The organism is Streptomyces sp. WAC 04229, from assembly GCF_003947455.1.
GTDB lineage: Bacteria > Actinomycetota > Actinomycetes > Streptomycetales > Streptomycetaceae > Streptomyces.
In genome coordinates this window covers 1-22,153 of record NZ_QHJH01000113.1, presented here as the reverse complement: position 1 = coordinate 22,153, position 22,153 = coordinate 1, and the positions used below count along the sequence as shown (strand labels likewise).

Annotated in this window: 21 protein-coding genes; 16 read left to right on the top strand and 5 right to left on the bottom strand. The window is 72.9% G+C overall.

Translation table 11 applies throughout. The features are described from left to right. Positions 1 to 201: 201 nt before the first annotated feature. The 8 genes from DMH12_RS25555 to DMH12_RS25520 all read left to right on the top strand — a co-directional run bounded on the left by DMH12_RS25555 (position 202) and on the right by DMH12_RS25520 (position 10,537). The gene (locus DMH12_RS25555) at positions 202 to 1,101 is read left to right on the top strand and encodes an NAD-dependent protein deacetylase (protein ID WP_125493808.1); all 900 of its coding nucleotides are present in this window, start codon (positions 202 to 204) and stop codon (positions 1,099 to 1,101) included. A 124-nt stretch (positions 1,102 to 1,225) separates the two neighbouring features. Further along, positions 1,226 to 2,515, top strand: coding sequence for an ABC transporter substrate-binding protein (locus tag DMH12_RS25550; RefSeq protein WP_125493807.1), 1,290 nt, complete (start codon positions 1,226 to 1,228; stop codon positions 2,513 to 2,515). Positions 2,516 to 2,564: 49 nt separating this feature from the next. Beyond that, positions 2,565 to 3,509: a carbohydrate ABC transporter permease gene (locus DMH12_RS25545; protein ID WP_125493806.1), complete on the top strand. Its 945-nt coding sequence runs from the start codon at positions 2,565 to 2,567 to the stop codon at positions 3,507 to 3,509. A gap of 14 nt (positions 3,510 to 3,523) precedes the next feature. Beyond that, positions 3,524 to 4,351: a carbohydrate ABC transporter permease gene (locus DMH12_RS25540; protein ID WP_125493805.1), complete on the top strand. Its 828-nt coding sequence runs from the start codon at positions 3,524 to 3,526 to the stop codon at positions 4,349 to 4,351. Continuing rightward, positions 4,348 to 5,418: a LacI family DNA-binding transcriptional regulator gene (locus tag DMH12_RS25535; protein WP_125493804.1), complete on the top strand. Its 1,071-nt coding sequence runs from the start codon at positions 4,348 to 4,350 to the stop codon at positions 5,416 to 5,418. The genes DMH12_RS25540 and DMH12_RS25535 overlap by 4 nt, the downstream gene beginning before the upstream one ends. Positions 5,419 to 5,480: 62 nt before the next feature. Next, complete coding sequence (locus DMH12_RS25530) at positions 5,481 to 7,415, top strand: cellulase family glycosylhydrolase (protein ID WP_125493803.1); 1,935 nt, start codon at positions 5,481 to 5,483, stop codon at positions 7,413 to 7,415. Continuing rightward, positions 7,412 to 9,700, top strand: coding sequence for a glycoside hydrolase family 3 N-terminal domain-containing protein (locus tag DMH12_RS25525; protein WP_125493802.1), 2,289 nt, complete (start codon positions 7,412 to 7,414; stop codon positions 9,698 to 9,700). The genes DMH12_RS25530 and DMH12_RS25525 overlap by 4 nt, the downstream gene beginning before the upstream one ends. Before the next feature lie 15 nt (positions 9,701 to 9,715). Then, positions 9,716 to 10,537, top strand: coding sequence for a siderophore-interacting protein (locus tag DMH12_RS25520; RefSeq protein ID WP_185832524.1), 822 nt, complete (start codon positions 9,716 to 9,718; stop codon positions 10,535 to 10,537). Between the two features lie 6 nt (positions 10,538 to 10,543). On the opposite strand, the gene DMH12_RS25515 is transcribed toward DMH12_RS25520, so the two are convergent. Next, positions 10,544 to 11,053 (bottom strand): CGNR zinc finger domain-containing protein, encoded by a 510-nt coding sequence (locus tag DMH12_RS25515; RefSeq protein WP_125493801.1) that lies wholly within the window; start codon positions 11,051 to 11,053, stop codon positions 10,544 to 10,546. 139 nt (positions 11,054 to 11,192) lie between these two features. Between DMH12_RS25515 and DMH12_RS25510 the strand changes: the two genes are divergently transcribed. Next, entirely contained in the window at positions 11,193 to 12,062 is an 870-nt protein-coding gene (locus DMH12_RS25510; protein WP_125493800.1) for an alpha/beta fold hydrolase, read from the top strand. Between the two features lie 23 nt (positions 12,063 to 12,085). Here the strand turns inward: DMH12_RS25510 and DMH12_RS25505 are convergent, their stop codons facing one another. Further along, positions 12,086 to 13,018, bottom strand: a complete 933-nt coding sequence (locus DMH12_RS25505; RefSeq protein ID WP_125493799.1) for a ketopantoate reductase family protein — start codon at positions 13,016 to 13,018, stop codon at positions 12,086 to 12,088. A gap of 50 nt (positions 13,019 to 13,068) precedes the next feature. On the opposite strand from DMH12_RS25505, the gene DMH12_RS25500 reads away from it, so the two are divergent. After that, the gene (locus tag DMH12_RS25500) at positions 13,069 to 13,686 is read left to right on the top strand and encodes an ABATE domain-containing protein (RefSeq protein ID WP_125493798.1); all 618 of its coding nucleotides are present in this window, start codon (positions 13,069 to 13,071) and stop codon (positions 13,684 to 13,686) included. Between the two features lie 8 nt (positions 13,687 to 13,694). On the opposite strand, the gene DMH12_RS25495 is transcribed toward DMH12_RS25500, so the two are convergent. Further along, entirely contained in the window at positions 13,695 to 14,525 is an 831-nt protein-coding gene (locus DMH12_RS25495; RefSeq protein WP_125493797.1) for an alpha/beta fold hydrolase, read from the bottom strand. A 180-nt stretch (positions 14,526 to 14,705) separates the two neighbouring features. On the opposite strand from DMH12_RS25495, the gene DMH12_RS25490 reads away from it, so the two are divergent. Together DMH12_RS25490 and DMH12_RS25485 are read left to right on the top strand one after the other, a co-directional pair. Next, positions 14,706 to 15,548 (top strand): alpha/beta fold hydrolase, encoded by an 843-nt coding sequence (locus tag DMH12_RS25490; RefSeq protein WP_125493796.1) that lies wholly within the window; start codon positions 14,706 to 14,708, stop codon positions 15,546 to 15,548. A 93-nt stretch (positions 15,549 to 15,641) separates the two neighbouring features. Then, entirely contained in the window at positions 15,642 to 16,430 is a 789-nt protein-coding gene (locus DMH12_RS25485) for an AraC family transcriptional regulator (protein ID WP_125493809.1), read from the top strand. Here DMH12_RS25485 and DMH12_RS25480 read toward each other — a convergent pair. Further along, entirely contained in the window at positions 16,417 to 17,673 is a 1,257-nt protein-coding gene (locus DMH12_RS25480; protein ID WP_125493795.1) for a sulfite oxidase, read from the bottom strand. The two genes, DMH12_RS25485 and DMH12_RS25480, sit on opposite strands and share 14 nt — an antisense overlap. 335 nt (positions 17,674 to 18,008) lie before the next feature. On the opposite strand from DMH12_RS25480, the gene DMH12_RS25475 reads away from it, so the two are divergent. Genes DMH12_RS25475 through DMH12_RS25465 form a run of 3 tightly spaced genes read left to right on the top strand, consistent with a single transcriptional unit; the run spans position 18,009 to position 19,791 of the window. Further along, positions 18,009 to 19,082 carry a P1 family peptidase gene (locus tag DMH12_RS25475; protein ID WP_125493794.1) on the top strand — a complete coding sequence of 358 codons (1,074 nt, stop codon included), beginning with the start codon at positions 18,009 to 18,011 and terminating at the stop codon, positions 19,080 to 19,082. A gap of 32 nt (positions 19,083 to 19,114) precedes the next feature. Beyond that, positions 19,115 to 19,408: a helix-turn-helix transcriptional regulator gene (locus DMH12_RS25470; RefSeq protein WP_125493793.1), complete on the top strand. Its 294-nt coding sequence runs from the start codon at positions 19,115 to 19,117 to the stop codon at positions 19,406 to 19,408. Next, on the top strand, positions 19,405 to 19,791 hold the full coding sequence (locus DMH12_RS25465; RefSeq protein ID WP_125493792.1) for a VOC family protein: 387 nt from the start codon (positions 19,405 to 19,407) through the stop codon (positions 19,789 to 19,791). The genes DMH12_RS25470 and DMH12_RS25465 overlap by 4 nt, the downstream gene beginning before the upstream one ends. Before the next feature lie 9 nt (positions 19,792 to 19,800). On the opposite strand, the gene DMH12_RS25460 is transcribed toward DMH12_RS25465, so the two are convergent. Next, a complete protein-coding gene (locus tag DMH12_RS25460; protein WP_125493791.1) occupies positions 19,801 to 20,889 on the bottom strand; it encodes a ferritin-like protein in 1,089 nt (362 codons plus the stop codon). Between the two features lie 680 nt (positions 20,890 to 21,569). Here DMH12_RS25460 and DMH12_RS25450 point away from each other — a divergent pair. Next, a complete protein-coding gene (locus tag DMH12_RS25450) occupies positions 21,570 to 22,088 on the top strand; it encodes a lytic polysaccharide monooxygenase auxiliary activity family 9 protein (RefSeq protein ID WP_125493790.1) in 519 nt (172 codons plus the stop codon). Positions 22,089 to 22,153: the final 65 nt, after the last annotated feature.

Below are 22,153 nucleotides of genomic sequence, written 5' to 3'. Positions count from 1 at the left end.
GACCCACCCCCGGGCCGCGGCCCGGGAGGGGTCGCAGGCCGCGGCCCGGGGGTGGGTCGCAGGCCGCAGCCCGCGCGGTTCGACAAGCGGGGGCCGCAGCCGCACCGAGCAGCCACCGGGCACGTCCCGTACCCCGCCCGAAGCGAACGACGGACACGCCCCGGCGCCCAGAAGGGCGCCCGGTTTCCGTACCCTTGCCGCATGCGCATGCGGCCCACTCTGAGCTGGACCCCGGGAGCGGACCTGCCGCCGGGCACGACGGACCTGGAGCCCGTCGCCGACGCGCTCGGCGCCGGTGGGGTGGTGGTGCTCAGCGGGGCCGGGATCTCGACGGAGTCGGGGATCCCCGACTACCGGGGCGAGGGCGGCAGCCTGAGCCGGCACACGCCGATGACGTACCAGGACTTCACCGGCAGCGCGGCGGCCCGGCGCCGCTACTGGGCCCGCAGTCACCTCGGCTGGCGCACCTTCGGCCGGGCGCGGCCCAACGCCGGGCACCGGTCCGTGGCCGCGTTCGGGGACCGGGGCCTGCTCGCCGGCGTGATCACCCAGAACGTCGACGGTCTGCACCAGGCCGCCGGCAGCGAGGACGTCGTCGAACTGCACGGCAGCCTGGACCGCGTCGTCTGCCTGACCTGCGGCGCGTTCAGCCCGCGGCGCGAACTCGCCCGGCGGCTGGAGGCGGCCAACCCGGGCTTCGAGCCGGTGGCCGCCGGGATCAATCCGGACGGCGACGCCGACCTCACCGACGACCAGGTCGGGGACTTCCGCGTGGTGCCCTGCGCAGTCTGCGGCGGCGTCCTCAAACCGGACGTGGTGTTCTTCGGCGAGGCCGTCCCGCCCGCACGCGTGGAGCACTGCCGCGAACTGGTCCGGGGTGCCACCACTGTGCTGGTCCTGGGCTCCTCGCTGACGGTGATGTCGGGGCTGCGGTTCGTCCGCCAGGCGGCCCGCGCCGGGACACCGGTGCTGATCGTCAACCGGGACCCGACCCGCGGCGACCGGGAGGCCGTCGTACGGGTCGCGCTCCCGCTGGGCACGGCCCTCACCACCGTGGCCGGCCGGCTCGGGATCGCCACCGACGGCACCGCGTCGGCCTGACCGGACCCGTCGAAGTCCCCGGCGTCACCCCCTTGACCGCGGTCCCTCCACTCCATATGGTCCTCGCACCTCACGAGGTACATCGATTAACCAATCGTTAACCGCTTGGTTGGAGACCCCCGCTGTGCGCTCTTCGCTGACTCGGCGCGACCTGTTCGCCGCCGGTTCCGGCCTGGCTGCGGCCGTTGCCCTGCCCGCTCTGTCCGGCTGTTCGTCGTTGGCGTCGGCGGACTCCGATCCGGACACCCTCGTCGTCCACACCCAGCTCGGCACGACCGCGCCGGGCTCCCCCACCTACCTCGCGGCCGTCGACCAGTTCCGCGAGGAGAACCCGGGGCTGAAGGTCAAGAACCTCGTCAACGGCGACGACCTCGGCCAGGTGTACGAGACCTCCCGGCTGGCCCGCAAGGAGGCCGACGTCGTGATGGTCAACCTCTACGACAAGACGCTGGCCTGGACGGACGTCGGCGCGACCGTCGACGTCCGCCCCTACCTGGACGACTGGGGGCTGCGCGACCGGGTGCTGCCCGCCGCCCTGGCCGACTGGACCGACGACGAGGGCCGGGTCAGGGCGTTCCCCTACTTCGCCACGAACTGGCCCGTCGCCTACAACCGCGCCCTGCTCGACCGGGCCGGCGTCGACGGGATCCCCACCACGGGGGACGCGTTGATCGCCGCGGCCCGCAAGCTCCGCGCCAAGGGCATCGCCCCCGTGACCGTCGGCGGCAACGACTGGACCGGGCAGAAGCTGATGGCGCAGATCATCCAGACGTTCCTGTCGCAGGAGGAGGCCCGGCACGTCTACGCCACCGGCGACTTCGGCGGCCGCGGCGCCCGCCGGGGCATCGAGTACTTCACGCATCTGCGCGACGCCGGAGTCTTCGCGGACAAGGCGCAGGGGCTCACGTCCGACTCGATGACCACGCAGTTCAACACCGAGGAGGCGGCCGTCCAGTCGGCGATGTCCTCGGCGCTCGCCAAGGTGCCGGAGAAGGTGGCCCGGCACACCGAGGTGGGCGGCTGGCCCCTGGCCGACGGCGCGGCGCACGAGGGTCCGACCGTCATCCGCGCCTACACCCTCATCGGTTTCTGGATCAGCCCCAACGGCGTGCGCAAGATCCAGCAGGTCGAGAAGTTCCTGCGGTTCATGTACCGGCCCGAGACGGTGGCCCGGTTCGTGACGGAGGGCGGCCGGGACATGGCCCTGCGCACGGACGCCGTGAGTACGGACTTCCCCCTCGTGGGCGCGGCCCAGCGGCTCGGTTCCGGGGTGAGCCAGGTCCTCCTCCCCGACGTGTACGTGCCGCCCGCCGCGGCGCAGCCGCTGATCACCGCGACCAGCACGTCCTTCACCCGGGGCACCAGCGCGGCCCGCGTGCGCGCCGCCCTCGAGTCCGCGTACCGGTCCGCATGAACCGCCCGGTCCCCCTCGTATCCGCCACCCGTACTCCGGGAGTCACCGCATGACGACGCTCACGACGACGCCGGACGGCAGCGCGGCCCGTCGGTCCGCACCCCCGCCCTCGCCCGCCTCCGCACCGCGCGGGCGGCGGCGACAGGGCGGCACCGTCCTCGCGGTCCCCGCACTCGCGTGGTACCTCGTGTTCATGGTCGGGCCGCTGCTCGCGATCTTCGTGATCGCGGCCCTGCACTGGCCGGGCATGCTCCAGCCGGTGTCCTTCGCCGGTCTCGACAACGTCCGGGTGGTCCTGGACGACCCCGTGTTCTGGGACGCGGTCCGCAACACGGTCGTACAACTGGCCGTCGCCCTGCCCGTGATGATCGTGTGCGCGTACATGCTGGGGTACTACGTCGCCCAACGGCCGCCCGGACACCGCGTCCTGCGGTACCTGCTCTTCATCCCGGGGCTGATCTCGACGCCCGCGAAGGCGATGGTCTTCTACGCCGCCCTGTCCCCGGACGGCCTGCTCAACGGGGCGTTGACGGGCATCGGCCTGGGTTCGCTCACCGACGCGTGGCTGGCCTCGCCCTCGACGGCGCTGGCGTGTCTGATCGCCCTGGACGTCTGGAGCGGCATCGGCTTCACCGCCGTGCTGTTCGCGGCCCGGCTGGGCAGTGTGCCGGACGAGCTGGGCGAGGCCGCGCAGCTGGACGGGGCGGGGCACTGGCGGACGATGTGGTCGGTGCACTTCCCGGTGATCCGCGACTACGTGGGCGTGGTGACGATGCTCCAGTTCCTGTGGACGCTGTTCGGCTCGGCGCAGCACGTGCTGCTGCTGACGCAGGGCGGTCCGGGGACGTCGTCCACCACCCTGTCGTTCCTCGTCTACCAGAAGGCGTTCATCGCCGCCGACCTCGGCTACAGCCAGACGGTGGGCGTCCTGCTCTTCCTCGCCGGCCTCGTCGGGCTGCTGACGATCCGCCGCGTCTTCCGCCAGAACTACTGATCGGAGCAGCACTCATGAAGCTCGGCAAGCGCTGGCTCCCGGCCCACGTCCTGGTGTGGACGTACGCGGTGCTGCTCGTCGTCCCGCTGTACTACTTCCTCGCCTCGGCGTTCAAGTCGAACGAGGAGATCTTCGCCCACCCCTTCGCCCCGCCCACCTCGCTGGGCCTGGACAACTTCCGGACCGCGTTCGACAGCGCCGACCTGGGGCTGGCGGTGGTCAACTCCGCGCTGGTGACGGTGGTCTCGCTGGCGCTGACGCTGCTGCTGGCGATCCCGGCCGCGTTCGCCCTGGCCCGTTCGACCGGGCGGCTGGCGGGGCTGGTGGAGAAGGTCTTCTCCCTGGGCTTCCTGATCCCCACCTTCGCCGCGCTCTTCCCCACCTTCCTGCTGGCGGCGGCCACCGGGCTGTTCCACACCCGGATCTTCATGGTGCTGTTCCTGCCGGCGACGGCGCTGCCGCTGTCGGTGGTCATCCTGGTGCAGTTCATGCGCACCATCCCGCCGGAGATGGAGGAGGCCGCCCGGCTGGACGGGGCGTCGACCTTCGCGGTGCTGCGCCACGTCTACACGCCGATGTGCCTGCCGGGCATCGCCACGGTGCTGCTGCTGAACTTCCTGACCTTCTGGAACGAGTACCTGTACTCGTTGGTCATCATCGGCCCGGACCCGGCGCAGCGCACGGTCCAGGTGGCGCTGCCCACGCTCAAGTCGATCACCGGCACGGACTACGGCGTCCTGACGGCGGGCACGGTGCTGACCCTGGTACCGGTGTGGATCGTCTACACGGTGCTCCAGAAGCGCATGCAGCAGGCCCTGGTCAGCGGGGCGGTGAAGGCGTGAGCGTGTCCACCGAGCGGCCGGGCCGAAGGCCGACGATCAAGGAGGTCGCCGCCGCGGCCGGCGTGTCGACCGCCGCCGTCTCGCAGGCGTTCAACAACAAGGGCCGGCTCTCCGAGGCGACCCGCCGCCGCATCGTCGACGCCGCGCTGGAGCTGGGGTGGAGCCCCAACGCCCCGGCGGCGGCGCTGCGCAACGCCCGTACCCGCAGCCTGGCCCTGGTGGTCCGGCGCCCCACCGACGTGCTGGGCTCCGACCCGCACTTCAGTGAACTGATCACCGGTATAGAGGGCGAGCTGGCGCCGCGCGGATACGGTCTGCTGCTGCACCTGGTGAGCGGTCACCGGGAGGAGTACGCGCTCTACGAACGGCTCGCGGCCGAGGGCAGGGTGGACGGGGCGGTGCTCACCGACGCCCGCGACGAGGACGCCCGCCCCGCCCTGCTGGCCCGGCTGGGGCTGCCCGCGGTGCTGCTGGGCGCGCCGGACGGCACCGGCGTCGTACCGCGGGTCGGCCTGCGGGACCAGGGGGCCGGGATCGCCGAGGCCGTCGCGCATCTGCTGGCGCTCGGCCACCGGCGCGTCGCCTACGTCAGCGGGCCACCGGAGCTGCAGCACACCCGGGTGCGCAGGGCCGCCTTCGAGGACGCGCTCCGCGCGGCCGGGCTGCGTCCCTTCGCGGTCCTGCCGACCGACTTCAGCGAGCGGCACGCAGTCGGAGCCACCGAGGCGCTGCTCGCGGCGGACGACCGGCCCACGGCCCTGGTGTACGCGAACGACTCGATGGCGGTGTGCGGCATCGGCACCGCGCAGCGCGCCGGGCTGGCCGTTCCCCGGGACGTCTCCGTGGTCGGCTACGACAACCTGCCGCTCGGCAGCTGGCTCCATCCCCGGCTGACCACGGTCGACCAGCAGGTGCAGCGGGTCGGCGCGGCAGCCGCCCGCATGCTGCTGGCCCTGTGCGGCGAGCCGGTCGAGGAGACCGGCCTGGACGGGCGGCCGCGGCTGGTCGTCCGTGAGTCCACCGGCCCCGCCCCGTCCGGGGACGGCGCCACGGGTCGCCCCGGCTGACCTCACGACCGCGGCGCACCCGCGGCCACGCACCACCCGAACCCCACCACGCGAGAAGGACCATGCGACGCGACAGCGCCCAGCTCACCCACCAGCCCGCCGTCCTGCCCTGGCTCGGCGCCAACTTCTGGTCCCGCACCGGCGGTCCGCTGATGTGGCGCACCTACGACCCGAGGACCGTCCGCGAGGAACTGCGCGTACTGGGCGACCACGGCCTGAACATGACCCGGTCGTTCTTCTACTGGCCCGACTTCCACCCGGAGCCGGACCGTGTCGACGACGAACTGTGCGCGCGGTTCGAGGACTTCCTGGACGCCCACCTCGAAGCGGGCATGGGGACGGTACCGACGTTCATCGTCGGCCACATGTCCGGTGAGAACTGGGACCCGGCGTGGCGCGGCAACCGCGACCTGTACGAGGACGTGTGGATGGTCGGCCGCCAGGCGTGGTTCGTCTCCCGCATGGCACGCCGTTTCAAGGACCACCCGGCGGTCACGGGCTGGCTGATCACGAACGAGATGCCCGGCTACGGGCGGATCTACCAGGTGGACCCGCCGTCGGCCGACGTGGTGACCGCCTGGGCCCAGGCCATGTGCAACGCGGTGCGCGCGACCGGCGCGACGCAGCCGGTGTCGCTGGGCGACGGGGCGTGGGGCATCGAGGTCACCGGCCGCGACAACGGCTTCTCGCTGCGGGAGACCGCCGAGTACGTCGACTTCGTCGGCCCGCACGTGTACCGCTCCGACACCGACCGGCCGCGGCAGCACTACCGCGCGGCCTTCGAGTGCGAGCTGGCCGCGGTGACCGGCCAGCCCGTGGTGCTGGAGGAGTTCGGGCTGTCCACCGACACCGTCTCGGCCGCCAACGCGGGCCACTTCTACCGCCAGACCCTGCACAACTCGCTGCTGGGCGGGGCCACCGGCTGGATCGCCTGGAACAACACCGACTACGACGCCCTGTGGGACCAGTCGCCCTACGACCACCACCCGTTCGAGATGCACTTCGGCATCACCGACTCCACGGGCGCGCCGAAGGAACCGCTGCGTGAACTGGCCGCCTTCGCCGACGTGCTGAAGGCCGTGGACTTCCCGAACTGCGCGCGGACGGAAGCCGACGCCGCACTGGTGGTGCCCGCCTTCCTGGAGCGCGGCTACCCGTACAGCCGTCCCGCCGACCGGCCGCTCATCTTCACGTCCCTGCACCAGGGTTACGTCACGGCGCGCGCCGCCGACCTCCCCGTCGCCCTCACGCGCGAGGCCGACGGACTGCCCGGCGAGGCGTCGCTCTACCTGCTGCCCGCGACCCGGCAGCTGACCACGCGTACCCGCCGGGAGCTGGCCCGCCGGGCCGCCGACGGCGCCACCGTGTACCTGTCGTTCTGCTCCGGCGAGCACCCGGGCACCCGCGGCCCCTGGTTCGACGACCTGGACGGGCTCTTCGGGGTGGAGCTGCAGTTGTCCTACGGCGTCGCCGAGCCGATCGAGGACGAGGTGCTCGAGATGACGTTCACCGAGGACTTCGGGGGCCTGCGCGCCGGAGAGGTGCTGCGCTTCCCGGTCGCGGGGAACGAGGACAGCCGCGCCTACCTGCCCGTCGTGCCGCGCGCGGGCCGGGTCGTCGCCGTGGACGCGCACGGCCGGCCCGCCCTGGTCGTGCACGAGACGGGCACGGGCCGTACCGTGCTGGCCACCTACCCGCTCGAGCACATGGCGGCCCGGACGGCGCGCGTCAACCCGGACGCCACCCACCGGCTGTACGCCGCGCTGGCGCGGGTGTCGGGCGCGCGGCGGCCCGTCACTGTGGCCGACCCGCACGTCTCGGCGGACGTCGTCGCGCACGCGGACGGCCGCCGCTTCGTCTGGCTGGTCAGTCAGAGCGACGGGCCGCTGGTGGTCCGTCCGGAGACTGACGGGAAGCTGTACGGCCTGGCCGACGGCGCACCCGTGGAGGACGTGCGGATCGACGCGTACGGCGTCGCCGTCCTGGAGCTGCGGTGACCGTCCCCCGCTACCGCGACCCGGCGGCGCCGGTGCCGGAACGCGTCCGCGACCTGCTGGACCGCATGACCCAGACGGAGAAGGTGGGCCAGCTCAACCAGCGCATGTACGGCTGGCACGCCTACGAGCGCGGCCCGGACGGTCACCGCCTCACGGACGCGTTCCGCGAGGAGGTCGCCGCCTTCGACGGCATGGGCGCGCTGTACGGGCTCCAGCGGGCGGACGCCTGGTCGGGCGTCGGGTTCGAGGACGGCCTGGACGCCGGGGACGGCGCCCTGACGGCGGCGGCCGTCCAGCGGCACGTCAGGGACAACACCCGGCTGGGCATCCCCGTCCTGCTGGTCGAGGAGATGCCGCACGGCCACCAGGCTCTGGACGGCACGGTGCTGCCGGTCAACCTGGCGGCCGGCGCCACCTGGGATCCGGAGCTGTACGCGGATGCCGTGGCCGGCGCGGGCGCCGAACTGCGGGCCCGGGGCGCGCACGTCGCCCTGGTGTCCGCGCTGGACCTCGTACGTGATCCGCGCTGGGGGCGCAGCGAGGAGTGCTTCGCCGAGGACCCGTATCTCGCGGCACGGATGACCGAGGCGCTGGTCGAGGGTGCGCGGCGGGCGGGTGTCGCCGTGGTGCTGAAGCACTTCGCCGGCCAGGGCGCGACGGTCGGCGGGCGCAACAGCGCGGCGACGGAGCTGGGCCGCCGCGAGCTGCACGAGATCCATCTCGCGGCGGCCCGGGCCGGGGTGGCGGCGGGCGCGGCCGGGGTGATGGCCGCCTACAACGAGTTCGACGGCGTGCCGTGCGTGGCCAACCGGTACCTGCTGACCGAACTGCTGCGCGACGAGTGGGGCTTCGAGGGTGTCGTGATGGCGGACGGGACCGCGATCGACCGGCTGGTGCGGCTGACGGGCGACCCCGTGTCGGCAGCGGCCCTGGCCCTGGACGCCGGCTGCGATCTCAGTCTGTGGGACGACTGCTTCCCCCGGCTGGGCGAGGCTGTGGAACGGGGTCTGGTGTCCGAAGGGGCCTTGGACGCCGCGGTGGCGCGGGTGCTCACGCTGAAGTTCCGCCTCGGTCTGTTCGAGCGGCCGGGGCTCGCGGACGGGCCCGGGCGCCCCCGCCGGCCGGACGTCGGCGGGCTGGGCGAGCGGATCGCCCGCGCCTCGGTGACGCTGCTCGCGCACGAGGGCGGGGTCCTGCCGCTGTCCCGGGCCGCGCGGCGGATCGCGGTGCTCGGGCCCAACGCGGATTCCGTCGCCCAGCAGATCGGCGACTACACGGCACCGCAGCGGCCCGGTGACGGCGTCACCGTCCTGGACGGCATCCGGGCCGCCGTCACGCCCGGCACCGAGGTGGGGTACGCCCGTGGGTGCGAGCTGGTGGGGGACGACGTGTCCCGGGTGCCCGAGGCCGTGGCACTGGCCGCCGGCGCGGACGTCGCCGTGCTGGTGCTGGGCGGTTCCAGTGCCCGTACCGCCGACACCGCCTTTGAGGAGAACGGGGCGGCCGTCACCGGGGCCGGAGCGCCGTCCGGGATGACGTGCGGTGAGGGCGTCGACCTCGCGGACCTGACCCTGCCCCCGGCCCAGCGGGCCCTGCTGGCGGCGGTGTCGGCGACGGGGACGCCGGTCGTGGTGGTGCTGGTGCAGGGCCGGCCGCACGCCCTGCCCGAGGTCGGCGCACCGGTCTCGGCGGTGCTGAGCACCTGGTATCCGGGGCCGCGGGGCGGGCGCGCGGTGGCCGAGGTGCTGTTCGGCGACGCCGAGCCGCGCGGGCGGCTGCCGGTGTCCGTGCCCCGCTCGGCCGCCCAACTGCCCGTCTTCTACAACGGCAAGGACCACCGCTACCGCGGCTACGTCGACCAGAGCGCGACGCCCCGCTACGCCTTCGGGCACGGACTGTCGTACACGAGCGTCGAGTACGGGGCGCCGCGCCTGTCGCAGACCCGGGTCGCCGTGGACGTCCCCCGCCTGACCTGCCGGGTCGCCGTCCGCAACACCGGGACCCGGCCGGCCGACGAGACGGTGCAGCTGTACCTGCGCCGGGTGTCGGGAGGCACGTCCTGGCCGCGCGTGCGCGAGCTGCGGGGGTTCGTCCGCGTGCGCCTCGCGCCGGGCGAGCGGGCCGACGCGGTCTTCGACGTGGACGCGGAGACGCTGGCGTCCGTGGGGCGCGACCTGCGCCTCGCCGTGGAGGCGGGCGTCGTCGAGCTGGAGACGGGACCGGCGTCCGACCGCACCCAGGGGGCGCGTCTGGAGATCACCGACTCGGAATCTCGCGCAACTTAGGCTAGCCTTCCCTTCATGGCGAAGGTTCGTCGGCTCACGCCCCAGCAGCCCGAGATGTTCCGCGCCCGCGTGGTGCGGACAGAGCGGGTCACCCCGTCCATGCAGCGCGTCACGGTCACCGGGCCCCGGCTCGGCGACTTCCCGTGGCTGGGGTACGACCACTGGTTCCGCCTCTTCCTCCAGCTCCCCCACCAACGCGCCCTCCGGCTCCCGGAGTTCACCGGCACCCAGTGGTGGCAGCCGTACCTGGCCATCCCCGAGGCCGAACGGCCGCACTGCGCCAACTACTCCGTGGCCGGCTTGCGCCGCGAGAGCGCGGAGATGGACATCGACTTCGTGGTCCACCGCGGGCCCACGGGTGAGATCGAGGGCCGTGCCGCGATCTGGGCCTGCGCCGCCCGGCCCGGCGACGCGCTCGCCGTGCTCGACCAGGGGGTCCTCTTCGACTGCCCGCGGGACGCCTCCGAGGTCACCGTCGTGGCCGACGAGACGGGCCTGCCCGCGACGGCGGGCATCCTGCGCTCCCTCCCCGCGGACGCGGTGGGCCGGCTCATCCAGGAGGTCCCCACCGCGGCCGACCGGCGCGAGCTGCACGCCCCGCCCGGCGTGACCGTCACCTGGGTCGTGCGCGAGGACGGCGCCTCCGTCCCCGGCGTCGCCGCCCTGGACGCACTGCGCCGGGTCACCCGCGCCGAGGCCACGGGGTACGCCTTCGTCGTCGGCGAGTCGACGCTGGCCACCGAGGGCCGCAGGCACCTGCACCGCCTCGGTCTGCCGAAGGAACGCATCACGTTCTCGGGCTTCTGGAAGCACGAGAAGGCGCAGGCCGCGGCCTGAGGGCGGTCAGGACCGGGCGTCCTTGGCCCGCTGATAATGGCGCCGGGCCTTCATCCGGTTCCCGCACTCGGCCATGGAGCACCAGCGGGCGCTGTTGGGCTTGCTCCGGTCCAGCAGGAAGAGCCGGCACTCGGGGTTCCCGCACGGCTTGAGCCGTCCCGGCCTCGCCTCCTGCACATGCGCCCAGGCCAGTACGGACTCCACCGCGAGACGCCGCGCCGCGGGCACCCGTAGCGACCACCGCAGCCTGCCGTCCTCGATGTCGGGCACGCTGTCGACCCCGTCGAGGAACCCGCGCAGGGACTCCGGCGCGCGCTCGCCCCGGACGACGCCCTGAAGCGCGTCCCGCACCTCGACGAGGAAGGCGATCTCCCCACGCGTCCCGGTCCCGCCGTGGTCGCGCACCCAGGCGCGGGCCTCGCCGGGCGCGCCCAGGGCGTCGTGCACGGCGCCCTCCACGACGGGTGTCGTATTGAGCAGCTCCAAGAGCCTCTCCTCGGCCGCCCTGTCGATCATCACATCCACCGTCTAACCCCTCTTCGCGGACTGACAGGTTACAGCCATCCACAGATTCTAACCCCTTAAGCGCGCTTGACAGGTTATCCCTGGAGTGCTCCACTGAAGCTAACTAGTTAAAGCAACCGTAGGGGTTACGATGAACGCCACCGTCCATCACCGCACCGCCACCATCGACGGCCTGGACGTCTTCTACCGCGAGGCCGGGGACCCGCAGGCGCCCGCCGTCGTGCTGCTCCACGGCTTCCCGACCAGCTCCCGCATGTTCCGGAACCTGATCCCGAGGCTCGCGGACACCTACCACGTCATCGCGCCGGACATGATCGGCTTCGGGCACTCGGCCATGCCCCGGGCCGACGAGTTCGACTACAACTTCGACTCCCTCACCGACGTGACCGTCGGACTGCTGGACCACCTCGGCGTCGACCGGTTCGCCGTGTACGTACAGGACTACGGGGCGCCGATCGCCTGGCGGATCGCCACCCGGTCACCGCGGCGCATCTCCGCGATCATCACGCAGAACGGCAACGCGTACACCGACGGATTCGTCAAGGCGTTCTGGGACGGGCTCTTCGCCTACACCGACCACCCGGCCCCGGAGACCGAGGCGCCGGTCCGTGCGGCGCTGTCCCCCGAGATGATCCGGTGGCAGTACGTGAACGGGGTGCCGGACCCGACCGTCGTCAGCCCCGACAACTGGACCGTCGACCAGGCCCTGCTCGACCGGCCGGGCAACGACGCCATCCAGCTCACGCTGTTCCGCGACTATCCGACCAACGTCACTCTCTACCCCCGGCTCCAGCAGTACTTCCGCGACTCCCAGGTGCCACTGCTGGCCGTCTGGGGCGCCAACGACGAGATCTTCGGACCCGACGGAGCCCGCGCCTTCCAGCGCGATCTGCCGGACGCCGAGATCCACCTCCTCGACACCGGGCACTTCGCCCTGGAGAGCCACCTGGAGGAGATCACCGGCCACATCCGCGGCTTCCTCACCCGCGTCGCCCCCTGACCGTCGCCCGCCGCGCCGGGACCTCACGCGTGGCCGGCCGGGCGCCCCATGACATAGGGGGCCAGGATGTCGGCCACCGTGCGGTTGCGCGGGACCGGGATGCCGAGACGGTCGGCGAGATCCGCCACTCCCCCGCTGAGCCAGGGCAGTTCCAGGCGGTTGCCCTGCTCCAGGTCGTGGTGCATGGAGGAGGTCATGTCCGCGGGAAGCGTGTCGCAGAAGTCGAGTCGGTCGTCCGCGAATGCGCTGTCCAGCCGCACGCCGGACGCCTGGGCCACGGCCACCGTCTCGGCCATCACCTCGCGCAGCAGGCGGCGGCTCCCCTCGTGGGCCCGCACGACCCCGATGGGCCCGCGGACCGCCGCCGTGGTCGCCGACAGGCCGACCAGGAAGACGAACTTCTCCCAGACGACCCGCTCGATGTCGTCGCTCGTCTCCGCGTCGATCCCGGCGTCGCGGAACGTGGCGAGTACGGCGTCGCTGATCGCCTTCTGGCCGTCGTGGTAAGGGCCGAGCACGATCCTCTGCAGCGTGCCGTTGTGGACCACGACCCCGGGCTCCCGGATGAACGCGGAGATGAAGCAGACACCGCCCAGGACCTGTTCGTCCGTCAGCCGGTCACGGAGGACGCCGTCCGCCTGCACCCCGTTCTGGAGGGACAGCACCGGTGCCATGTGCGCCGCCGACGACCGCAGTTGGCCGGCGACGTCCTCGGTGTCCCAGAGCTTGACGGCGACCAGGACCACGTCGGCGGGACCGAGTTCGGAGATGCTCGCGACCACCGAGGCGGGCGGTGCCCGGAACTCGCCGAGCGGGCTGCGCACGACCAGCCCCGACCGGCGCATCGCTTCGAGGTGGGCGCCGCGGGCCACGAAGGTCACCTCGTTCCCCGCGGCGGCCAGCCGCGCTCCGAAGTACCCGCCGACGCCGCCCGCCCCGATCACCGCGATGCGCATGGATCCGCCCCATTCCTCTTGGTAACCATTCGAATGGTTACTATCAAACCATGGACGGTGAGCAGCGTGACGCGCCTCGTCGCAGGGTCACCGCGCGACTGCGGGAGCTGCGTTTCGACGCGGGGGCCCTCTCCCTGAACCTCGTGGCGACGGTGGGCCGCAGACCCGGCGTCCCCATCGAGCGGATGGGGGACGCGGCACGCCTCGACGCCTGGTGCCGCGGCGTGGGAGTGGTGCCCGCGCAGGGGCAGGACCCGCAGGAGATGCTGCGCTCGCTGCACGCCCTGCGCGCGGCGGCGTACGACATCGCCTCCGCCGCGCTCGACGGCCACCACCCCCGGCCCGGGTCGGTGGACCTGGTCAACCAACTGGCCCGCGGCGAACCGCCGGTGCCGCGACTGGAACCATTGGCCGGCGGCGGCTGGGTCCCGAAAACCAGCCGGGCGCTCACCCGGGAGGCACTGCTGTCGCTCGTCGCACGGGACCTGATCGACCTCATGACGGACGAGGCCCGAAGCTCCCGCCTCACCGCGTGCGCCTCCGAGGCGTGCCGGATGCTGTTCCTCGACTCCGGCGGCGGCAGGCCGCGCAGATGGTGTTCCATGCGGCGCTGCGGCAACCAGGCCAAGGCGGCCGGCCACCGGTCGAGGGCCGACGGTCCCCGGTGAGCCGTCCGCTATGACTTCACGAAGGCCAGGAGGTCGGGGTTGACGACCTCCGCGTGGGTCGAGTGCATGCCGTGCGGGAATCCCTCGTACGACTTGAGGGTGCCGTGCTTGAGGATCTCGGCGGACAGCGGCCCCGCGTCGGCGTAGGGCACGACCTGGTCGTCCGTGCCGTGCGCGACGAGGACCGGCACGTCGATCCGCTCGAGGTCCTCGGTGAAGTCGGTCTCGGAGAACGCCTTGATGCACTCGTAGTGGGCGTTGGCCGCGCCCCTCATCCCCTGGCGCCACCAGTTGTCGATGAGGCCCTGCGACACCTTCGCGCCCTCCCGGTTGAAGCCGTAGAAGGGCCCGGACGGCACCTCTATGTAGAACTGCGCGCGGTTGGCGGCGAGGGCCGCGCGGAACTCGTCGAAAACCTCGATCGGCGTGCCGCCGGGATTGGACTCGGACTTGACCATGATCGGGGGCACGGCGCTGAGGAGCACGGCCTTCGCGACCCGGCCCGGCTTGGCACGCGCCACGTAGTGCGCGACCTCGCCGCCGCCGGTCGAATGCCCGATGTGCACGGCGTTCTTCAGGTCGAGCGCGTCGGTCACGGCCGTCACGTCGGCGGCGTAGGTGTCCATGTCGTGGCCGGTCGGGGACTGGCCGGAACGCCCGTGACCGCGCCGGTCGTGGGCGATCACACGGTAGCCGTGCGAGAGGAAGAACAACATCTGGTTGTCCCAGTCGTCCCCGCTGAGCGGCCAGCCGTGGTGGAACACGACCGGCTGCGCGTCGCGCGGCCCCCAGTCCTTGTAGAAGATGGTCGTGCCGTCCGAGGTGGTGACCGTGCCCATGGCTGATCCTTCCGGGTCCGGGGCAGGAGAGAGTGCCGGACCCCGGCCGGGGCCGGAGGCCGCGGCCGAGTCCGTCCCCGCCACCCTACGTCCATGTCGGACATGCCACATTTTCACCCGTAATGATGAGCCGACATTCGTACAAGACCCGCGGCGGGCGCCGGCCGCACCATCGCAGGCATGAAGGAGAACGACACCCGCACCCACCTCTCGCACGGCCTGTACGTGGTGAGCGACGGCCCACCCCAAGCGCCGCCGCTGCTGCTCGTCCACGGCACCGGAGCCTCGAGCGCGTCCTGGGGCCCCGTGATCCCGGCACTCGCCGCCCGCCATCACGTCCTCCGGGTCGACCTCCCGGGCTGCGGCCAGTCCCCGCCCGCGGAGTCGTACGACGTCCCCGCGCAGGCGGATCGCGTCGCGGGACTCCTCGACCACCTGGGGCTTCGCTCCGTGACCGTGGCCGGGCACTCCAGCGGCGGGTACGTCGCGACGGCGCTCGCCGAGCGGCGCCCGGATCTGGTGGGGGCCGTCGCACTGGTCAGCACCGGTCCGGACATGGACGCGTTCCGCACCCAGCCCCTCGTCCTCCGCCTGCTGCTGGGCCCGCCGTTCGGCCGCCTCCTGTGGTCGCGCCGCACGGACACGATGATCCGCAAGGGGGTCGGCGCAACGGCCGCCCGACCCGTGGACGTCCCGGACGGGATGATCGGCGATCTGCGGAACACCACGTACCGGGCGTTCCGGACGTTGTCGCGCCGGAACATCGCGTACATCACCGAGCGCACCGTGCCCGAGCGCCTCGCGGCGCTCCGCCTCCCGGTGCTGGCCGTCTTCGGGGACGCCGACCCCCGTTGGGATCCGTCGTCGGCGCACCGGTACGGCGCCGTGCCCGACACGCGGGTCGAGATGCTGCCGGGTGTGGGGCACCTCCCCCCGCTCGAAGCGCCGGCGGCGACCGCCGAACTGCTGCTGCGTTTCGCGGCGATGGCGCCGGCGCTCCGCCCGTCGCCCACGGAGACCTAGACTGCTTCCGTGTTGCCCTCGGACGCGCCACCCGACTGGACGAGCGTGGACATCGCCGTCCCGCGCCCGTCGGCCCGGCTGCCGGGCATCAGCATGGCCGGCTTTCGGCAGCACGTCCCCTCCTTCACGGACATCGCGATGGTCGCGCACCCGTCCGTCACCCTGCTCGTCGATCTGAGCGAGGGCGAGGGCATCCAGTACGGCGCCCACGGCCGGCACGGTCACGGCAGCTTCGTCGCCGGTCTCCTCCCGGGCGAGCTGCGCGCGTCGGGACGCGTGGGCGAGTGCCTCCAGATCCGGCTGGAGCCCGCCGTGGCGACCGCTGTGCTGGGCGGGTCGACCGACCTGAGCGGGCGGGTCGAGTCCTTCGCGGACGTCTGGGGCCGGGACGCGGAACGGACCGAGGAGATACTGCGCGCCGCGGGGTCGTGGGACGAACGGTTCGCCCTCGCGGCGGGCATGCTGCTCCGCCGGACGGCTCACCGGCGTCCGGTCGACCCGGAGGTCGCCCGCACCTGGCGGCGGACGCTCTCCGGCCGGGGGCGCGTACGGGTCGACGGCCTTGCCGGCGAGGTCGGTTGGAGCCGCAAGCACCTGTCGGCGCGTTTCACCGCCCAGCTCGGCATCACGCCCAAGCGCGCCGCGCGTCTCGTCCGCTTCGACCACGCCGCCCACCTCCTCGCGGCGGGCCTCGCCCCGGCCGCCGCGGCCGCACGGGCCGGCTACACCGACCAGTCCCATCTCCACCGCGAGGTGCGGGCGTTCACCGGTCTCACCCCCACCGTCCTGGCCGCCGCACCGTGGCTGGCGATCGACGACGTCGCCTGGCCCGGCTCGTCGCCGGGCCGGCCCGGCCCGCGTGCGGGTGTCACACGGCGTTGACCGGGTGCCGCGCGACCGCGTCGAACAGGTAGCCCTGCGTGTTGTGGACGGTCGAGTCGGGCTGGGTCCGGCCCGCGCTGTCCGTCGCCCGCGCGAGCAGGGTGTACGGGCCCGGCGTCGGCGGGCGCCAGCGGGTGGACCAGCGGACCCAGCCGTCGCGCCGGGGGGCGTCGTGGAGCCGGGCCCCGTGCCAGGTGCCGCCTCCGTCGGTGCTGACGTCCACGCGGACGACTCCGCCCGCGCCGGACCAGGAACGGCCGGTGAGCCGGTGGGCGGTCCCGGCCGCCAGCTTCGCCCCCGCGTCCAGCTCCCAGGCGCTCTTGACCGTCTGCCCGGTGAGCGGCGCGGTCCCCCCGTCCGGGTACGCGTCGCCGAACAGACGGTAGAAGTCGGTGTTCCAGGGCGAGTACAGCGGCTCGGCGGAGACCTCGATGTCGCCGACCCACTTGATGGAGGCGATGCCGATCCAGGACGGGACGAGGACGCGCACGGGGTGTCCGTGGTCGGGCGGCAGTGGTTCGCCGTTCATCTCGTAGGCGAGCAGGACATCGTCGAGCGCCTTGGACAGCGGGAGCGGGCGGCGGACGCGTCCGAGGCCGGCGCCGTCGGCGGTGACGTAGTCGGCGTCGAGGCCGCGGGGCATCACGTCCACGGCCCGGCGGCTCAGTCCCGCGCGCCTCAGGACGTCGGCCAGGCGGACCCCGCGCCACCGGGCGACACCGATGGCGCCGAGGGTCCAGGACGTCCCGCTGACCGTCTGGCCCTGCTGAGCGGTGAAGAGGCTGCGCCCGTTGCCCGCGCACTCCACGAACGCGGTGTGGGTGACGGACGGCAGTTTCCTGAGGTCGGCCAGGGAGAAGTCGACGGTCCGGTCGCGGGTGAGTCCGTCGCCGTGCACGGTGAGGGCCCAGTCGGCCGCCGAGAGGACGGGGGTCGAGGTGTGATTGCGTACGAAGAAGCGGTCGTTCGGGGTGTGGTAACCGGTACCCGCCAGTGCGGCGAACCGTGTCTCGGCGTTCGTGCCGCGGACGGTGAACAGCTCCTCGGGCAGGGGCTTGACGATGCCGGGCGCCGTTGCGGCGGCGCGGGCCGGTGCGCCGAGGGCCACGGGTGCGGCACCGGCCGCTCCGGCAGCGGCGAGGAGCCGGAGCAGGTCGCGCCGGGAGACGCCGTCGGCCCGGGCCTCGCCGGCCAGCCACTGGCGCAGTCTGCGGCGGTCGTAGGCGGATTCGTGGGTACGCATGACGGCCTGCCTTTCGCAGGGAGGGCGCGGGCGGTCCCGCGCGGGGAGGAAAGGGTGTCCGCCCGCGAGGCGGGCAGGGAGACGGCCGTACCGGTCCCGTGGGCGCGGCGGCGAACCAGCCGTCTTGCGGGGGAACTATGCGGTGGGGGATCAACAACAGCCGTGGAGCACGAGCACACGGAACCGCGGGGCGGCGAGGCGGCGTCGGCTGCGGATCATGGCGACATCGTACGGAAGGCGGGCACTCCGTGGGCGCCGGTGTGGGGAAGTCGCGGGAAACGACACCGACTTCGCCTGTCGTCCGCCGCCTCCTCGGGGACGTAACGTCCGGCCGTATGGAATCCTCCTCCGTCCCCTCCCGGCCCCGGGCGCGTGACCTCGGTGTCGTCATCGGGTCCGGCGCCACCGGGCCCCGCAACGCCATCACCGACGTGCCGGGCGTCCGCGTCGGTCACACCACCGTGCGGCGGCCACCCGACGTCCACAGCGGAGTCACCGCCGTCGTGCCCGACCCGATCGGCCCCCGGACCCCGCTGCCGGCCGGGGTGTTCAGCGGCAACGGCTACGGCAAGCTCATCGGCACCACCCAGCTCACCGAACTGGGCGCGCTGGAGACCCCGGTCCTGCTCACCTCCACCCTGTCTGCCTTCCGGGTCGCGGACGCGCTGGTCGGCTGGATGCTGCGGCGGCCCGGATGCGAGGAGGTGCGCAGTCTCAACCCCGTGGTGGGCGAGTGCAACGACGGCTTCCTGTCGGACATCCGGGCACGTCCCGTCCACGAGGACCATGTGCGCGCCGCCCTTGACTCCGCCGCCGGAGGGTCCGTGGCCGAGGGGTGCGTGGGCGCCGGAACCGGCACGGTGGCGCTGGGTTTCAAGGCGGGCGTCGGCACCTCCTCGCGCACTCCGGAAGCGGGTGGCCGGCGCCGCACGGTGGGAGTCCTGGTGCAGGCGAACTTCGGCGGCACGCTGCGGGTGCTCGGCCGGACCCTCACCCCACACTCCTTGGGCGTCGTGGGGGCGGCCAGCGCGGGGCCGGTCGCGGACGCGGGTTCCTGCATGATCGTGGTGGCCACCGACGCGCCGCTCGACGCCCGGCAGCTCACCCGGGTCGCCCGGCGCGCGGTGTTCGCGTTGGCACGCACCGGCGCGGCGTACAGCCACGGCAGCGGTGACTACGCCGTCGCCTTCGCCACCCGCCCGGGCGGCGCCCCGGTGGCCGATGCCGACCTGAACCCGCTGTTCGAAGCGGTGCTCGACGCCGTCGAGGAGGCGGTGCTCAACTCCCTGCTGGCAGCGACCACGACCACCGGCATCGACGGCCGTACGGCCCCCGCGCTCCCGACGGAGTCCCTGGTCCGCGCTCTCTTCGGCCCTCCGGCGCCGGGCGCCTGGACGTCCGGAGGTTGATAGGCAAGTCGCTACTTGCCTATGGTGGGGTCATGACGCAGGATGTGTTCAAGGCACTGGCCGACCCCACCCGTCGGCGCATCCTTGACGAACTCGCGGAACGGGACGGCCAGAGCCTGTTCGAGATATGCGCCCGCCTGACCACCAAGCACGGCCTGAGCCTGTCCCGGCAGGCGGTCAGCCAGCATCTGGCCGTGCTGGAAGCGGCGGGCCTGGTCATCCCGAGGCGTGAGGGCCGGTACAAGTTCCACGACCTCGACACCGAACCCCTGCAGCGCATCGTGACCCGATGGCTCAGACCCGACGCACCGGAGAGCACCCCATGAAAATCCATCTCACCAGCGTGTTCGTAGACGACCAGGAGAACGCCCTGCGCTTCTACACCGAAGTTCTGGGCTTCGTGAGGAAGCACGACGTCCCCATGGGCACGGACCGGTGGCTGACCGTGGTCTCACCGGAGGCCCCGGACGGAACCGAGCTTCTTCTGGAGCCCTCCGGCCACCCCGCGGTCCGGCCCTACAAGGAGGCGCTCGCCCACGACGGCATCCCGGCCGCCTCCTTCGCCGTGGACGACGTGCCGGCGGAGTTCGACCGGCTGCGCGCGCTCGGGGTGCGCTTCACCCAGGAGCCGGTGGAGATGGGGGCCATCACCACCGCGGTGCTGGACGACACCTGCGGCAATCTGATCCAGATCGTGCACAGCAAGTAGCGGAGCGCGTCACGTCCCCGGCGGGCGGAACTGGGGGCCGTAGTTGCCCCCGCCGTCCGGCAGGGCGGTCTCCATCAGCCTCAGCGCGGGGGCCTCCATCGCGCCCATGGCGCGGACGGCCGAGCGCAGGGTGCGCGGGTCCCCGTCGGTCCACGCCGCGTCCAGGGTGCTCAGCACCTTGGCGTAGGTGGTGTCGAACTGCTCGAGCAGGCCCTGGACGGCCGTCGACGCACCGGACCAGCCGCCCGCCGGGACGCGGGCCATGGGGCGTGTGGCGGGGAAGGGGACGGGGGCGCCGGTGAACTGCCAGCCGTCCTCCGTCTCACGCAGCTGCCGCCCGTGGTAGATCTCGCCGAAGGCGTAGTAGTGGGCGGGGTGGTCGTCGCCGAAGGCCTCCGCCGGTGAGCTGGCGGTGCCCTCGCCCTGCTCCTTGATGATCCCGATCGAGCGCTCGACGCCGTCGAGGTCGGTCACGGGTTCCATGACGTCGTTGCCGATGCGTTCGGAGAGCTGCCCGCGCGCCGTCATCTCGGGCGCCGCTGCCTTGAACGCGCCCAGCAGGGCGTCGTAGAAGTCACCGATGCTGGGCGCGTCCTCCACCTGCCGGGCGAGCGGCACGTCGGGGGCCTCGATCGCCATCATCACGTCGTGCACGTAGGAGCGGGTGAGGCCCGACAGGTAGACGTTCACCTCGGCGCGCACCCCGCCGGGGAGCGGCCCGGGATAGGCGAGCGCCGCGTCCGCGATACGTGGCCGGCCGCCGACGGCCACCAGCAGGTTGCAGACCACACCCATGTGGTACATCTCGTCGGCGAGGATGCGCCGGATCAGCCGTGCCGCCTGGCTCGAGCGGTCCTCGATGGACCACCAGCCGCACAAGTACGGTGGGATCGTGGCGAGTTCGAGCGCCACGGCCACTTGCAGGGACTCCTTGAGCCACTCGACGTCCCGGCCGTCCTTGGGGACGGCGAGCAGCGACGCCACCGACGGGCAGGGGCCCGTGGTGACCGGGCAGCCGGCCGCCGGGACGGGGGCGGCCACCGCCGAGCCAGTGGCCGCCGTCACGGGAGCGGCCGCCGTCAGAGCGGCCGACGCCATGAAGGTCCTCCGCCCGAGTGGGGCCCGTGCCCCCGACGATTCCGCGCGCACATCCGTCACCCGCTGCTCCCTCGCATGTGAACCGCGCCTCGGACCGAGGCGCCCGATTTCCTCCGACGGCTGGCGAAACTAGCAGCGCGGACGCCGTTTCCCCGGCGCGCGCCGCCGAGTGCGGCATCCCCCACCCGGTCGGCCGTATCGGTGGCGTGCCCGGCCGGGGCGGTCCCGGTGGCCGCCGCGTCAGGAACCGCTGGCCGCGTCGGCCGGTTCCGGTCCGTCCGCGGGGGGCTGGGCCGGGGTGGCGCGGGCCCCGGGCGAGGCCGTAGACGAAGCATCGGCGCCGAGGGCGGGCCCTGCGAGATTCTCGGCATCTTCGACCGCGACGCCCGACGCGGCCACCAGCCCGGCGAGCCGGAGACTCCCGCACGGTGATCCTGGACCCCACGCAACACTCTTGACACGCTCACGTCGACCGCTTGTATGGTCTAGTCCAACAGAACTCGCCGCTCCGTTTGCGGAGTTGGCCCCTGCCCGGGGCCGCACTCCCCGCGAGGACGGCGAGCGCGCGTCACCTTCGCGCCTCTTGGCCCCACCCACGAGAGGCCGTACTCGGCGTGCGCGGTCACCCCCACACACGACCGCGCGCCGCCCTGGAACGGCCTGATGTGAAGGAGTTCCGCATGCACGCACGCAGGAAGACCGCCGCGCTGATCGGCGCGGCCCTCGCTCCCGTCCTCGCCGTCAGCCTCCCCGCCTCCTCGGCGAGCGCACACGGCTACATCTCCGATCCGCCCAGCCGCCAGGCCCAGTGTGCCGCCGGCACCGTGTCCTGCGGTGACATCCAGTACGAGCCGCAGAGCGTCGAAGGGCCCAAGGGCCTGACCAGTTGCAGCGGCGGCAACAGCCGCTTCTCGGAGCTGGACGACGACAGCAAGGGCTGGGCCGTCACCCCCGTGTCGAAGACCACGACGTTCTCCTGGAAGCTCACCGCGCAGCACAACACCAGCACCTGGGAGTACTACGTCGGCGGGCAGCGGATCGCGCTGTTCGACGACGGCGGCGCCAAGCCGGGCGCCGTGGTGAACCACCAGGTCGACTTCGGCGGCCTCTCCGGGCAGCAGAAGGTGCTCGCCGTGTGGAACGTCGCCGACACGTCCAACGCCTTCTACGCCTGCATCGACGTCAACGTCGGCGGCTGACGGACCGGTTGGAGCAGTCCGGAGCGGTCGCACCCCGCCTGGGGGCCGCGGCCGCTCCCCCTCCT

Excerpts from the sequence above, each read along its gene's own strand:
- DMH12_RS25555 (WP_125493808.1), top strand. The coding sequence starts at position 202 with ATGCGCATGCGGCCCACTCTGAGCTGGACCCCGGGAGCGGACCTGCCG.
- DMH12_RS25545 (WP_125493806.1), top strand. The coding sequence starts at position 2,565 with ATGACGACGCTCACGACGACGCCGGACGGCAGCGCGGCCCGTCGGTCC.
- DMH12_RS25540 (WP_125493805.1), top strand. The coding sequence starts at position 3,524 with ATGAAGCTCGGCAAGCGCTGGCTCCCGGCCCACGTCCTGGTGTGGACG.
- DMH12_RS25530 (WP_125493803.1), top strand. The coding sequence starts at position 5,481 with ATGCGACGCGACAGCGCCCAGCTCACCCACCAGCCCGCCGTCCTGCCC.
- DMH12_RS25520 (WP_185832524.1), top strand. The coding sequence starts at position 9,716 with ATGGCGAAGGTTCGTCGGCTCACGCCCCAGCAGCCCGAGATGTTCCGC.
- DMH12_RS25515 (WP_125493801.1), bottom strand. The coding sequence starts at position 11,053 with ATGATCGACAGGGCGGCCGAGGAGAGGCTCTTGGAGCTGCTCAATACG.
- DMH12_RS25510 (WP_125493800.1), top strand. The coding sequence starts at position 11,193 with ATGAACGCCACCGTCCATCACCGCACCGCCACCATCGACGGCCTGGAC.
- DMH12_RS25505 (WP_125493799.1), bottom strand. The coding sequence starts at position 13,018 with ATGCGCATCGCGGTGATCGGGGCGGGCGGCGTCGGCGGGTACTTCGGA.
- DMH12_RS25500 (WP_125493798.1), top strand. The coding sequence starts at position 13,069 with ATGGACGGTGAGCAGCGTGACGCGCCTCGTCGCAGGGTCACCGCGCGA.
- DMH12_RS25495 (WP_125493797.1), bottom strand. The coding sequence starts at position 14,525 with ATGGGCACGGTCACCACCTCGGACGGCACGACCATCTTCTACAAGGAC.
- DMH12_RS25490 (WP_125493796.1), top strand. The coding sequence starts at position 14,706 with ATGAAGGAGAACGACACCCGCACCCACCTCTCGCACGGCCTGTACGTG.
- DMH12_RS25485 (WP_125493809.1), top strand. The coding sequence starts at position 15,642 with ATGGCCGGCTTTCGGCAGCACGTCCCCTCCTTCACGGACATCGCGATG.
- DMH12_RS25480 (WP_125493795.1), bottom strand. The coding sequence starts at position 17,673 with ATGCGTACCCACGAATCCGCCTACGACCGCCGCAGACTGCGCCAGTGG.
- DMH12_RS25475 (WP_125493794.1), top strand. The coding sequence starts at position 18,009 with ATGGAATCCTCCTCCGTCCCCTCCCGGCCCCGGGCGCGTGACCTCGGT.
- DMH12_RS25470 (WP_125493793.1), top strand. The coding sequence starts at position 19,115 with ATGACGCAGGATGTGTTCAAGGCACTGGCCGACCCCACCCGTCGGCGC.
- DMH12_RS25465 (WP_125493792.1), top strand. The coding sequence starts at position 19,405 with ATGAAAATCCATCTCACCAGCGTGTTCGTAGACGACCAGGAGAACGCC.
- DMH12_RS25460 (WP_125493791.1), bottom strand. The coding sequence starts at position 20,889 with ATGGCGTCGGCCGCTCTGACGGCGGCCGCTCCCGTGACGGCGGCCACT.
- DMH12_RS25450 (WP_125493790.1), top strand. The coding sequence starts at position 21,570 with ATGCACGCACGCAGGAAGACCGCCGCGCTGATCGGCGCGGCCCTCGCT.